This window comes from Pseudanabaena sp. SR411 (assembly GCF_002251945.1).
Lineage (GTDB): Bacteria > Cyanobacteriota > Cyanobacteriia > Pseudanabaenales > Pseudanabaenaceae > Pseudanabaena.
Window position 1 is genome coordinate 24,994 of sequence record NZ_NDHW01000027.1, and the last position, 13,546, is coordinate 38,539.

The 13,546-nt window shown below is 43.2% G+C and carries 8 protein-coding genes and 1 pseudogene; 6 read left to right on the forward strand and 3 right to left on the reverse strand.

Annotation, left to right across the window (positions count from 1 at the left end):
- The first annotated feature begins 16 nt into the window (after positions 1-16).
- The 6 genes and pseudogenes from B9G53_RS00655 to B9G53_RS00680 all read left to right on the forward strand — a co-directional run bounded on the left by B9G53_RS00655 (position 17) and on the right by B9G53_RS00680 (position 7,531).
- Positions 17-1,090 (forward strand): phage tail protein, encoded by a 1,074-nt coding sequence (locus B9G53_RS00655; RefSeq protein WP_094528395.1) that lies wholly within the window; start codon positions 17-19, stop codon positions 1,088-1,090.
- A gap of 83 nt (positions 1,091-1,173) precedes the next feature.
- Positions 1,174-2,610 (forward strand): hypothetical protein, encoded by a 1,437-nt coding sequence (locus B9G53_RS00660; protein WP_094528396.1) that lies wholly within the window; start codon positions 1,174-1,176, stop codon positions 2,608-2,610.
- 39 nt (positions 2,611-2,649) lie between these two features.
- Positions 2,650-4,233 carry a cache domain-containing protein gene (locus B9G53_RS00665; RefSeq protein ID WP_094528397.1) on the forward strand — a complete coding sequence of 528 codons (1,584 nt, stop codon included), beginning with the start codon at positions 2,650-2,652 and terminating at the stop codon, positions 4,231-4,233.
- 75 nt (positions 4,234-4,308) lie between these two features.
- Positions 4,309-6,468: a hypothetical protein gene (locus tag B9G53_RS00670; RefSeq protein ID WP_094528398.1), complete on the forward strand. Its 2,160-nt coding sequence runs from the start codon at positions 4,309-4,311 to the stop codon at positions 6,466-6,468.
- Positions 6,469-6,639: 171 nt separating this feature from the next.
- Positions 6,640-6,939, forward strand: a pseudogene (locus tag B9G53_RS00675) (DUF4277 domain-containing protein); the annotation flags it as partial.
- 166 nt (positions 6,940-7,105) lie between these two features.
- Positions 7,106-7,531 (forward strand): CHAT domain-containing protein, encoded by a 426-nt coding sequence (locus tag B9G53_RS00680; protein WP_094528399.1) that lies wholly within the window; start codon positions 7,106-7,108, stop codon positions 7,529-7,531.
- 14 nt (positions 7,532-7,545) lie between these two features.
- Here B9G53_RS00680 and B9G53_RS00685 read toward each other — a convergent pair whose 3' ends face one another.
- The 3 genes from B9G53_RS00685 to purN form a co-directional block, all read right to left on the reverse strand.
- A complete protein-coding gene (locus tag B9G53_RS00685; RefSeq protein WP_094528400.1) occupies positions 7,546-10,902 on the reverse strand; it encodes a response regulator in 3,357 nt (1,118 codons plus the stop codon).
- A gap of 348 nt (positions 10,903-11,250) precedes the next feature.
- The gene (locus B9G53_RS00690) at positions 11,251-12,750 is read right to left on the reverse strand and encodes a UDP-N-acetylmuramoyl-L-alanyl-D-glutamate--2,6-diaminopimelate ligase (RefSeq protein ID WP_094528401.1); all 1,500 of its coding nucleotides are present in this window, start codon (positions 12,748-12,750) and stop codon (positions 11,251-11,253) included.
- 120 nt (positions 12,751-12,870) lie between these two features.
- Positions 12,871-13,491, reverse strand: a complete 621-nt coding sequence (gene purN / locus B9G53_RS00695; protein ID WP_094528402.1) for a phosphoribosylglycinamide formyltransferase — start codon at positions 13,489-13,491, stop codon at positions 12,871-12,873.
- Between the last annotated feature and the right edge of the window lie 55 nt (positions 13,492-13,546).

The following is a 13,546-nucleotide window of genomic DNA, read 5'->3' on the forward strand; positions in this document are numbered from 1 at the left end:
CTAAACACCACCTCCTATGACTCAAAAAAGCAAGCTCCAAGCACTAAGCATTCGCCTAATTTCGATGAAGTCTCCTGATGCCAATGAAGAGACTTTAGCCAGTGCTGATAAGTTGGGTAATGCACAGGGTAATCTGTTACAGGCTAATAGTGATAGTGTGCGATCGCCTACTAATTGCAAACTGCTGGTTAATCCCAATGAGCCGAGCGAAATTGTAGTCAAACTCAAAAATTCCAGTAATCGCTCGCTTCTGACCAACTTACGGGTCGAAGGGGACTTCCCATCGGATTGGTTGCAAATTGGGATGGAAGGGAATCAGTTGCCTCCCTATGCAGAAATGGAAGCCGTACTCTATTTCCAAGTTCCTGCGGACTTTTTTGAAAACCAAGAAGCGATCGTGCAAGGTCAGCCCCTCACGATTAATTATCAGGGGCAGTTACAAATTTATGGTGGTTATGCGAGTTCAGATTCAGATTCAGGATTCTCACCTAGACTAGAACTATTTGATATTGAGCCATTTCGGCTTTATGTGCGTCCGTCTAGTTTATATCTGGACTTCTTACCTGATGCTTACCGTGAAGTAGATTTTGTAGGACGCTTGCTGAAGATCTTTGAAGAAGCCCTAGAACCCGATGTGCAGATCTTAGACACGCTCTGGGCTTATCTCGACCCGATGCTAGCTCCTGAAACTATGTTGCCATTTCTTGCTCATTGGGTGGGATGGGAAACATCACCATATCTTGATGTTGAGCGGCAACGCTACTTGATCAAGCAAGCCATGCAGATTTATCGTTGGCGGGGAACTCGTCGGGGGTTACGCTTTTATATCCATTTGTTTACAGGGTTACCCCTTGATGAACATTTGCCTGAAGCAGAAAAGCACATTAGTATTTTTGAAATTACAGGACGGGGTTTTGTGCTTGGTGAAGCTATCCTCGGACAAAATGCTTCAACAGGTGGTGGTAGACCCTTTCATTTTGTGGTGAGAATTCGTAATGATTTACAAAATGCTCTTGACTTGCCACTTATCCATCGAATTATCGAGCGGGAAAAACCTGTTTTTTGTACCTACGATCTAGAAGTTATTTAAAGATATCCTCACGAAGCGCCGATATCTTTAAAATCCTAAAAATGTATTGATAAAAATAATTGATAAAAAATCACTAAAAACCTATGAATGACTTTCCCTATCCCATAATCAAGTCCTTTGAACGGCTACAGGTATCAGATGGATTGATGATCAATAGTGAACGATGGCGGCTCGCTCACGAGTATCACCAGCATCGCCAAAATGTCCAGTATCAATCCCTATTTTTACCAGGAATTATCTGTGGTTTAGGAGTTGCTCCGATCGCTGCACCTGCGGATTTACCAGCCAAATTTCGGGATGGGCGTTGGGTACAAATTCAACCAGGCATGGCGATCGATCTGCGCGGTAATTTTATTGTTGTGCCAACGCCCCTCGATTTTCGGATTTCCACGACTGCTTACGATGCCGAGATTACGATTGTTTATCTAGTCCTTAGTTATGTCGATCCCGCCAAACTCAAGCGAGCTAGTGGCAATGAAGTACTGGTGGAAACATTTCGAGTTAATGAGAAGACTGACTTGCCCCTTGAGACGGATATTGAAATCTGTCGAATAGCGATCGCGGAAGGGAAGTTAGAGATCCAAACGCCAATGGATATATTTTCTCCCAGCGTATCGCAATTAGATATGCGCTATCGTTTACAAGCTCAAATTCGTCCTCAAAATTTGGTTCGAGTAGCGACTTTTGGAAACCATCAACAAAACACTATTCAAGAACATCTCCATTTTCTCGGTCAATCTTTATCTAGTCTTGCGCCGAGCCTTAGCCTAATTGAGCCAATCGGTAAGCTAGATATTAGTGCCGAACTAACATTGAGTAATCTCAGTCCCTACCATCTCATTTATTTAACCCATGCTCAAGTCTTAACTATTAATGATGCTACGCAATTAGCTTTACGAGAATATATTGCTATTGGTGGGGTGATTATCATCGAAGCCGCAATTAGTAATAGCCCGTTAGAGAATCTATTAGAAATTTATAATGAACTACAAAATGCTAGCAACAAGCTCAGAAGAACTAGCCAAGTTCAATCTATGGCTCAACAATCTGATCAATCGAGCCTTCAGGTGGAACTGCAATCTGAGCTAGAAGCGATCGCGATCGAAATTGATGTGGCTACTCAAGATTTACTTAATTCCTTCCATGGTCGGATTCCTATGGAAATATCAATGCAAGCTTTTTCCGATTTAGAGCGCACACATCCGCTTCGGAGTCAGCCCTTTCTCCTCCCGAACTTATCAGCGATCCTCCAGCAGCCAATGCAGATTCTCACGAATGGGGGGGTAATTGTCATACTCGGCAAACTATCACCGATCTGGAGTGGTCAGTCAGATCAAGCCCTGACAAGGGAAACCATTCGTAATTGCCAAGAATTGGGAATTAATATTCTCAACTATGCTGCTCAACGCTATGGGATGTATCAAGCAATGCAAGTGAATCCTCAATACCAAAACAACCTTAATCTTCCACCAGAATCTGATCAGCGCCGTATCACGAATATGGTTGATACAACCCCTTAAAACATTTAGACGTTCCCACTTATCCAAGGTTATCTATCTATGTCTTCGATTCGGCAAATTTTTCCCATTGTGCTAAGCATTCAAATTACTGTGGCAGTTGGGATCACAGGTTGGATTTCATTTAATAGTAGTGAACGCGCCATTCAAAAATTAACCCGCGAGCTTTGTAATAACTTAAATTATCGCGTGGAGCTAAAAATCAATGCCTATCTCAAAGAGTCGGTGCGAATTAATCAAGCCTTGACAACCGCTCTTCGCAACGGCAGTGTCAACCCAAACGATATTAGTGAAGTTCAAACAGAGATATTTAATACATCAAGGGAGCTAAACAGTCAAAATATTCTATTTTATGGCAATGAGAGTGGCACAATGGTTGGCATTGAGCGCCAAAATGATGCCAATTTTTTACTCCGCATTCGCGAAGATAACACCAGCCCTAATCGTCCTACGTATGAACTAAGCAATAATGGGATACGCGGCAAAGTGATTATGAATGAAGTGTATGACCATCGCACGCGCCCTTGGTATATCGATGCTAAAAAGTCTGGCAAGGCAATCTGGAGTTCGATTTTTGTGAGTACAACCGACGGTGAATTGACTACCACCAAAGCTACCCCCATCTACAATGCTAGTGGTGGGCTTCAGGGGGTAGTAGGCATGAATATTTCCCTGAAACAAATCAAGCAGTTTATGCTGCAAACTCGTCCCAGCGATCAGTGGCATGTATTTTTGGTTGAAGGTAATGGCAATCTAGTTGCCACCACTTCTGAAGTTCCTGTATTTGAGAAAAATGGAAATACAGTTAAGCGTTTTGAACTTGCTCAAAGTAAAGACCCACGCCTACAAGATGCTGGGTTGGCTTTGCGAAAACAGTTAGGCTCAACTCAAAGCATGGAAAATTTACAGGTAGTTGAATTTAATTCTAATGGCGAAAAATATATTTTGAGTATGCAGAAGTTGGCTCAAGATTTAGAGCTAGATTGGTCGGTGGGAATTATTGTACCGAAGTCAATTTTTATGCAGGAGATTGATACCAATAACCGCGTCACTTTAGTTATTATTATGATTCTGTTAGCGGTAAATATTTTGATTGGTTTGGCGATCGCTTCGTGGCTATTACGTCCGATTAAAAATCTGATGACTGCGGCAAAAGAGATTGAAGAAGAATCTTTCAATTCTGAAGCATTAGATTCAGTTGCTCAGCGTCAAGACGAGCTGGGGCAGATGGCGCGAGTATTTCAAGAGATGGGAAGTACCATTGCTGAACGGCAAAATGGGATGAAGGGGCAACTTTTTAAGCTCCGACAAGAAAAGGACGAAGCCAAAAAGGAGGTGATTCGTTCTCGAATCGAGCAATCTCAATCACTACAGGCTCTACTGACTCGAGCTAGAGCATCTCGCACTGACAGCACTAGTACTACTTTGACGAGCATTGATAGTGCATTCATTCATCGATGTCAGCAAGAATTATTTGATTTAATTGGACCAGTCGCTAAAATAATTTTAAAGAAAGCTTTAGACCAAAATCCGTCGCAATCACAATTAGTTGAAGAGATCGCCAGACAAATTCCTAATCAATTACAATCGGAGCAATTTCGCCAAAGATTTGTGAGCGAAAGATAGCAGAGTGGCACTTAGAGCCACTCTGCTATCTTTCGTACTAACTATCCAGATAACATTAAGAGAATAAATAGAGCGATGTCAGCAAATCAAATCGGCTTAGAGATACCTCAAAAAGAACTGAATTTTAAAATCGGTTCTGCAAAAAATTCTTTTCCCGTAGTTGTTGTTAATGATAGCAATCAGTTTTCTAGCTTTCAAATTGAACTCATTGCCGCAGGTGCAGATATTCAAGAAGTTGGCTATGAGTGGTATACGATTTCACCTGATGTGAGTGTGAAGATCCCCCCAGGAGATTTGGTTGAGTTTATGGTTTCGATTATTGAAACCCCAATCTCAGGCTTCACAGGAATTATGAATATTACAGTTCGAGCTTTTTCGATCGAGTTACGTGAAGAAAATCGTGAAGTATTACGCATCAATCTCCAAGAAGGTGCAGGGCGATCAATTTTAAAGGCGGAAATACCTTCTCAAAAACTTCAGGCTATGCCCCTTGATGATCTCGAAATTCCAATCTTAATAGGCAACCCTAGTCAGCAAAATACGAATGTTAGCTTAACCTGTCGCGATCTGCCAGATTCATGGTTTCCTAGAGGCAATACTCAACAGTTCACTGTCAAGGCTGGGGCGCAGTTTCGGGCTGCTTTTGTATGTAGTTTGCCCTTTGATCATGATGCGATCGCCAAATCCTATCCCTTTACCATTGATATTTCCCACACTAATGGCTTACCTTCGCAATTAACATCTAGCTTAGAAGTATTGCCAAAAGGTGAGTTAGCCGTAATCTGTTCACCAAGGTTGCAAACTATTCCCGCTAAGCGATCGTGGAAGTTGTGGTGGAAGTTTTGGCAATCTTCACCAGCGATATTTACGCTCACAGCCAACAATGCGAGCAACCTTCCTCAAAAAATTAGTTTTGATCTAGAGAATGTTAATTCTAGTGACTATGAAGACTTTTCCTTTGAAGTATCGCCCAATGATGCTGAGATTGAACCATTCAGTAAAAATGATCTCCAACTTCAAGTTGATAAATCACGACCTTGGCTAGGAACATCTCAAAAATTAAATCTGTTAATTAAGGCAAACTGGCAAGATACAAGAGTTAACACCATTGATGAAGTCCAAGCGATTGAAGTTGTTGTTAAGCCAGTAGTTCCGCTTTTCTTAATAATTCTGATTTTAGCAATCATTCTCTTTTTAATTGGTTGGTTGTTTAATCCTAATAATCCATTCCCACCACATCAGGGAGCGGTTACTTCTGTTCAGTATGACGGTATTGGTGGTAATGCGATCAGTAGTTCTAACGATCGCACAATCCGTAAATGGAATGTGTCAGGATTTTATCGACCCTTTGTCGGCTTTGACCTAGGTACTTTAACGGAAGCTCAGAAAGCTATTCGCACAGTTCGCTATCGTCCTGTTAATAATAATTTTGTGGCGGCGGGACTAGAAAATGGTGAAATTCAGATTTTGGATAGTCAAGGAGACAATAAACGCCCGATCGCCACATTTACTAATCAAGCAGATGATCGCGTATTTGGCTTAGAGTATACCCTCGATGCTAGAAACTTATTTAGTGGTCATGGTAGTGGCACGGTACTGCGCTGGGATCTCCAAAATCTGTTTACCAATCCGCCCACCCAACCAAGTCAGGTTAAGAAATTTGATTTTGCAATCATTGCGATCGCTTTAGTTGGTCAAGATGACAGCACTTTGGCGATCGCTGGTCGTTATAACCAACTTGTTCTTTGGAATTGGGGCAACAATACGGTTAAGCAAATTCCCTATCCCAATGTCGGCGGACAGGATGATTATATTCAAAGTATTTCTGTCCCCGATCTCAAACGCAATTTACTGGCTACAGCCGATAATCAGGGCTATATGTCAGTTTGGGATCTTAGTACCTGTTTGCAAAGCGATCGCCCCTGTCAATTAGTCGATGGCTGGAAAGATGCTCATAATGCTAAACCTGTGCGATCGGTTGCCTTCAGTTCCCAAGGTTGCTATTTAGTCAGTGGGGGTGATGATGGTCAAACGAAGCTGTGGGCTTTAACTGCCAATGGCAAACGCACCAGTAATATTAACGGCAAAACTTTAGAAACTGCGCGTTCTTCCGTTAGTGCTGTCGATATCCATTTGCTTGGGAAAGATATTGTGACCATCAGTGGCACAACGGAAGGAAGAGTACTTGGTCAAAAAACAGACCGACTTTTTAACCTAGGATGTGATGTTGAGTAGGGCGAGTTCGGGATAATTTAAAACTGGGTTTGAGAGAGGGTGTGCTATGCACACCCTCTCTCAAACTCGAAACAACTATGAAGCCTTATTTATGACCCACATTCCGATCTTCAAAGAAGATCAAAATAATTAGAATAGGAAAAAAGCAAGGTTAGGAAAGAGGAGGGAGATATGAGTAGCGAAATAACAGTGCAAAACCTAAACCATCTGGGAATCGTAGCAGGAATAATCGATGAGATCGGTATAGAGAAGAACATCAACGAAAGGCTTGGCAAAAACAGCCGAGAGAAAGTAAGCGCAGGGGTAATCGTAAAAGCAATGCTGATCAACGGATTAGGATTTGTATCCGCGCCTTTGTATATGTTTGAGAAATTCTATAAAGGGATCGTAGTAGAACATTTATTAGGAGCAGGAGTAAAAGCGGAATACTTAAACGATGACCGACTAGGGCAAGTCATGGATGATATATATGCCGAAAACGTTAGCTGAGATCTTGCGCCATTCCTAATAATCTTAAGTGGAAATGGGTTTGAGAACAATTTTAAAACCATAACGAGCAGCAATATCAGCATTAATTCGGATGTATCGGAGAAGTTTTAACTAAAGAGCTAACCACCACTAACTCTAATTCTATACTATTCTTCACCTCGCTACCCATGGACAACTCTCCACTGACGACCCTAAAAACTCCTTCATTATTTTTGGCGATGGCGAAAAAACGACAATTTCAGATATTCGGAAATGGGCTTTAACCAATGTTGATTTAGTGGTGTTGAGTGCCTGTCAGTCTGGACTAGGTGACAAATTAGGTAATGGTGTAGAGATCCTCGGCTTAGGATTTCAAATGCAAGCCGCAGGAGCAAGAGTGGCGATCGCTTCTCTCTGGAAAGTTGATGATGCAGGCACACAAGCACTCATGACTGCTTTTTACGGTGAACTTCAAAAAGGTGATGTCACGGTCACGGAAGCATTACGTCGAGCGCAAGTTGCCTTGATCAAATCACCAAATTATAATCATCCTAATTACTGGTCAGCGTTCTTTGCGATCGGGAATGGATTGTAATATCACATTGTTTCTTAGCTATCCACAAAAAAGGTGAGTACAGTCTCATCAACACCTTTCAGCTTAAGAGGTTCACGCTTGCGAAGCTCCTCATCATTTAGATAATCTGCAACCGTCGCAGATACAAGAATGCAATCAGGTTCCGCCGCCGATTGGATACGTGCAGCAATATTTACCGTGGGTCCGATCGCCGTATAGTCCGATCGCTCCGCACTGCCAAACATCCCCACCACAGCCGTACCTTGATGAATGCCACAGCGAAACCGCACTGTGGGAATGCCCTGAGCCGCCCATTGCTCATTGAGTTGAGCTAGCGATCGCTGCATATGTTTTGCAGTTTGGACAGCACGGCGGACTTGCTCATTGGGGCTGCAATCTTCGGGCGCACCAAACAGAGCCATAATGCCGTCCCCCATAAACTTATCGACCGTGCCACCATTAGCAAAAATTGCTTCGGTCATCGCTCCTAGATATTGATTGAGCAACTCAGCAACACGACGCGATCGCAAGGTATTGGCGAGGGAAGTAAAGCCCACAATATCCGTAAAGAGAACCGTAATCATCCTAGGCTCAGGACGCAAATCCAGACTGAGTTCACCAGTGGCGGCTTTAGAAACAAGACTCGGAGGAAGAAACCGCTTGAGAACTGATTCGGTGAGGTAGAGATTGAGTTGAGCCACGCGCCGTTCGTTGGTTTTGAGAGCGAGTAAATTGCGAACTTCTGCCAACAATTCGCGATCATTAAAAGGCTTGGCTAGATAGGCATCAGCCCCCATTTCTGTACCTTCGATGCGGGTTTCTTCATTAGCTTTTGCCGTGAGCAAAATCATCGGAGTACCTGCTAATTGCTCATCAGCACGAATCATCGCAATTAAGTCTAAACCAGAGACTTGCGGCATCATTAAATCCGTCACGATCAAATCGGGGCGGTGTTCTTGAGCTTCGGTATAGCCATGCGCGCCATTGTGTGCGGAAATTACACTATAGCCAGCTTGATTGAGAACGCGCCGTAAATATCCACGCAGGTCGCGATTATCGTCAACGATTAAAATTTTCCCTGTGGGAGTATGGGGGATCTCTTCATGCTCATGCTCATGAACGAATATATCTTCTTCTAAACTGAGGTCAGTTTCTAAATCGGCAAGCTCCACTGAAGCTCTAGATATTTGTAAATCCGCAGGTAGGTTGGTGACTTGATCGGGGGGTAAATGCTTTTTACCAATGGGAATGATAATGGCAAAGGTTGTACCATGACCATAGTCTGAGGTGACGGAAATATTGCCACCATGCAGATTGACTAATTCTTTGACTAGAGCTAGCCCTAAACCACTGCCTTCATAGCTGCGATTAACGGAACCTTCAGCTTGCCGAAAGCGATCAAATAGAAATGGAATTTGATCTTGACGAATGCCAATACCCGTATCATGGACACTAAGAATACAATGCTGACCATCTCGATCAGTGCTGATACTGACCGTAACACTGCCATTGCTAGGCGTGAATTTCATCGCATTGGAAAGTAAATTATAGAGAACCTTATCGAATTTCTCCAAATCTAGATAGATTTCTGGACATTCGCTAAACTCACTAAACAGATGAATATTTTTGCGATCGCAATAGGGACGAAAAGAATCAATGGTTTGACTGGTAAATTCGACAAGATTGCAAGGGCGGAAACAAGCCTGCATCTTTCCTGCGTCGAGGCGTTGGATATCTAGTAGTTGATTGACTAGACGCAGTAACCGCCGACAGTTGCGTAAAGCGATTACAGATTGTTCAAGGGGGAGTGGTTGAGATTTCTCGATTGCTGCTTCTAAGGGACCAATGGTGAGGGTGAGGGGAGTGCGGAATTCGTGGGAAAGATTTTGGAAGAATTCAGTTTTTTGATGATCGAGGGCAAGCAGTTGCTGGGCTTGTTGGCGAGTTTTTTGAAAGAGATGAGCTTGTTGGACTGCGATCGCGGCTTGCGCGGCCACCGCTTGGACTAAGGACACCTCCTCAGGTTGCCAATGACGAGGCAGTTTATTTTGACGCATGGAAATACTCCCAATAATCTTACCTTCTGACAACAAGGGGACGATTAGAAGCGATCGGGCAATGGAGCGTAATGGTAAATCGACAATATTCCATTCTGGATTTTCGCGCAAATCAGAGATAGCAACGGGCTGCTTTGATTCAATTAAGGCTTGAAAGACGGGATTTGCCGAGATATTGGCAATGGATTGTGGCAGGGCAGTTTCATTAGGGTTTACCCTGTCATGGATTATCTCATCGGGATCAAGCAAATGTAGCCCCACGCAACGCAAATAACTATCTTCTTCTGTCCATAGAGACAAAGCACAACTTTCAGAGTTTAAGGCTTGACCTAATTGTTGGGTAATTGATGCAAAAATCTTTTGAGGATCGAGACTTGATCGAATAGTACTGGTAATCGTATTGAGGAGAGATTCTCGTTTGGCAAGCTCTTGAATGCGATCGTAGGCTCTGGCACGGGAACTGACGATCGCAGCTTGATCGGCGGCTAATTCAATTAAGTCTAATTCATCGTTACTCCATAAATGTGGACTTTCGCAGTGATACAGCGCTAACATTGCCAAGCATTCTTTTTGGACTTCAAGGGGAACAAATAGAACTGATTTAATATTCGCTTTGGCATAAATAGATTTATCAGCTTCCGAAATACGCTGATCGCTATCAATATCATTAATTGCCACAATCTGAGATCGCAATGTGAGTACCTTTGCTAGTTGTGGCAACCCAGTGATCGGTTGACTGGAATAAGCAAAATAGTCTTCTGAAAGTACTCTGTTCTCAACTAGCCGTAAAATGCTACCTGAAACATCAAAATTACGAGCGATCGATTCGGCGATTGTGGCAATAATTTCCCGATATGGAGCGGCACTATCGGCTGATGAGGCGATCGCATTCAGGAGTGATTGTTGTCGCAGAGTGCGGCGTAAATCAGCAGTACGATTTCGCAAAACATTGTGCGTATCAATGGCTTGACGTACTACATTTTTAAGTTCTAATTCATCCCAAGGTTTGGTGACATATTTGAATACCTTGCAAGTGTTAATTGCTTCAACTAAATCCTCAACATCGGTATAGCCCGTCAAAATAATCCGCATCGTATCTGGATATTTAACCGCCATTTGGCTCAAAAATTCAGTTCCACTCATGATCGGCATTCTTTGATCAGAGATAATTACGGCTACTTCTCCTTCGCGATCCAGTAATTCCAGTGCTTCTAAGCCACTATTCGCACGTAAAACTTCATAATCTCGATAAAAAGTCCGAAATAGCAAATCCAAGTTATCGGGTTCATCATCGATAACTAGCAACTTAGGTTTGGGGGCGATTTGCGAACCCATGGAGCTACTTCTTCCTAAAATTTTGATGCCAAAATACTTTGAGTTGAGAAACTAGTGAGTTTTATTTTGCTGATGGCATAATAAAAACTCAAAAACCTTACTGGGTCTGTTTTTTATTTTGCGAATAACCACATACTCATTGGCAAACTCCTCTAAAAAAAGTATCGGTAAACACTAATGCGAATGAACATGGAGTTGGTAAACTGGGCTTGGTTCTGAATATACTTCCTTTTGCATCATAACCGATCCTCCTTACGTGTTTTTGCCTAGGATTTACCTAGGATTCGCCCATTATTTGCTCAGTTTTTGCCAATATATCTCTTTAAATATCCAAAGGTTGGAAACTGATTAGCGACTCAAGTTTTGACGTTGGATGAGAGCAGATTGAGCCTCTTCACGATCATCGAAATGGATCTTTTCCCGCCCGATAATTTGATAGTCTTCATGCCCTTTACCCGCAATCAGAATCGTATCGCCTGACTGAGCTTCAGAAATAGCTGTTTGGATACATTTATGCCGATCGCCTTCGACAGTCATCGGTTTATCGCCGATATTCGCATTCACACCAACTACGACATCATCAAGTATTCTTTGGGGATCTTCAGTACGGGGATTGTCGGAAGTTACATAAACGCGATCGGCTAGTCTGGCGGCGATCCCACCCATTAATGGGCGCTTAGTGCGATCGCGATCGCCACCACAACCGAATACACAAATTAATTCGCGCTGCGTAAAGGGACGCATTGCCTTGAGCAGGTTTTCTAGGCTATCAGGGGTATGGGCATAGTCCACGACCACGGTGACATCTTGATCGTCGCTGACCTGTACTCTTTCCACACGGCCGGGGACGCTCTTAAATTCGGGTAAACGGCTGACTAATTCTGTCAAACTTAGCCCCATGTGCAGAGCCGTAGCGATCGCTGCCAAGATATTCTCGACATTAAAGCGCCCAACTAGGGGTGACTGAAATGCGATCGCGCCCTGTGGTGTGTGCAAAGTTCCCGTCGCGCCATTGGGCAAATAGGTCAAGTTCTCAGTATAAAAATCCGCTTGGGAATTACTAATGCTATAAGTCCATATGGGTTTATCCGTAATCATTTGCGCCAAACGCTGACCGAAGGGATCATCAAAATTAATAATGGCTCGACCTTGCAAATAGGTGTCACTGAATAGCAAAGCTTTCGCCTGAAAATAGTCTTCTAGATTTTTGTGATAGTCCAAATGATCTTGGGTCAAGTTGGTAAATACGGCGACTTCAAAGGGGCAACCCAACACGCGCCGTTGGTCTAACGCATGGGAACTAACCTCCATCAAGCCCATGTCACAACCTGCGGCGATCGCTTCGGCAAGTTGCGCCTGTAAGTCCACGGCAAAGGGGGTGGTATGGTTTGCGGTTTTGGAATAGCCAGCCCAACGGGTATATAGTGTGCCGAACAACGCCACTGCATATTGAGTTTGCAATAAAAATTCGATCAGGTGCGTGGTTGTCGTTTTGCCATTTGTGCCTGTTACACCTACCAGTTTTAGCTTTTGAGCAGGATAGTCAAAGAATGAAGTCGCGATTTTGCTGCAAGCGACCACCACATCATCAACGGCGATCGCTTTGACTTGATCTTGCTCTGATAAATTATCAAAAGCCTCACGAGAAACAATTGCGGCGATCGCTCCCTGTGCGATCGACTGTGGCGCAAACTTGCCCCCATCTACTTGAGTTCCTGTCATGCCAATAAACAAGTCCCCCTCTTGGCAAGCCCTTGAATCTGTTATTACACGCTTTATTTCTAGCCCATCTAGTTCAGGCTGAGAATTTTGATACCCTGCCAATGCTAGCAATTGTCCTAAACGCATAATTCTCAATCCTTTCTCACAAGCACAAAACATCTCAGAATTCTTACACAAAATCTTGATTTGTGACAACCCAAAAAAAGGGAGGGTGGCGCTTCGCGCCACCCTCCCTTTTTTTGGGTTTTATTTAGAGATATGATGACTATACTCGGCGATCGCCTCTGGATAAATAATATGCTCCTGAACTTGAATGCGTTTTTGCAGATCTTCTAAACTATCTTCTGGCAACACAGGAACCGCAGCTTGCTTGAGGATTTTGCCGCTATCAACTTCGAGACTGAGTAAATGCACGGTGCATCCCGTAATCTTGACACCATAGTTAAAGGCTTGCTTGATCGCATGGATACCTTTAAAGCTAGGCAATAAACTAGGATGAATATTTAAAATGCGTTCTGGAAAAGTATCAATTAAAACTTGGGTAACGATTCGCATCCAGCCAGCCATGATCACCAAATCAACGTTGTATTGCTGGAGAAGTTCAATAATGGCGCGATCAAGAGATTGACGTGATTTGTAATCGCGATGATTGACTAAAATTGCAGGAATACCAAACTTTTCAGCGCGTTGTTTGGCAAAAGCATCAGGTTCGTTATAAATCACTAAGGCAATTTTGGCTGGCAATTTTCCCTGCTCAATGGCACGAGCGATCGCCTCAAAATTGCTACCACTTCCCGAAGCTAGCACGCCTAGAATCGCAACAGAATTGGAACTAGATGAATTGTCGGGTAGAACTGGCGAACTCACGAATCTTTAAGACCTCTAAACAAAAAGCGCAGACACAAGTTTACTATTATAGATG

What these genes read in the sequence shown, in the direction of transcription:
- B9G53_RS00685 (WP_094528400.1), bottom strand. Translation starts at nt 10,902, where the DNA reads ATGGGTTCGCAAATCGCCCCCAAACCTAAGTTGCTAGTTATCGATGAT.
- B9G53_RS00655 (WP_094528395.1), top strand. Translation starts at nt 17, where the DNA reads ATGACTCAAAAAAGCAAGCTCCAAGCACTAAGCATTCGCCTAATTTCG.
- B9G53_RS00660 (WP_094528396.1), top strand. Translation starts at nt 1,174, where the DNA reads ATGAATGACTTTCCCTATCCCATAATCAAGTCCTTTGAACGGCTACAG.
- B9G53_RS00665 (WP_094528397.1), top strand. Translation starts at nt 2,650, where the DNA reads ATGTCTTCGATTCGGCAAATTTTTCCCATTGTGCTAAGCATTCAAATT.
- B9G53_RS00670 (WP_094528398.1), top strand. Translation starts at nt 4,309, where the DNA reads ATGTCAGCAAATCAAATCGGCTTAGAGATACCTCAAAAAGAACTGAAT.
- B9G53_RS00690 (WP_094528401.1), bottom strand. Translation starts at nt 12,750, where the DNA reads ATGCGTTTAGGACAATTGCTAGCATTGGCAGGGTATCAAAATTCTCAG.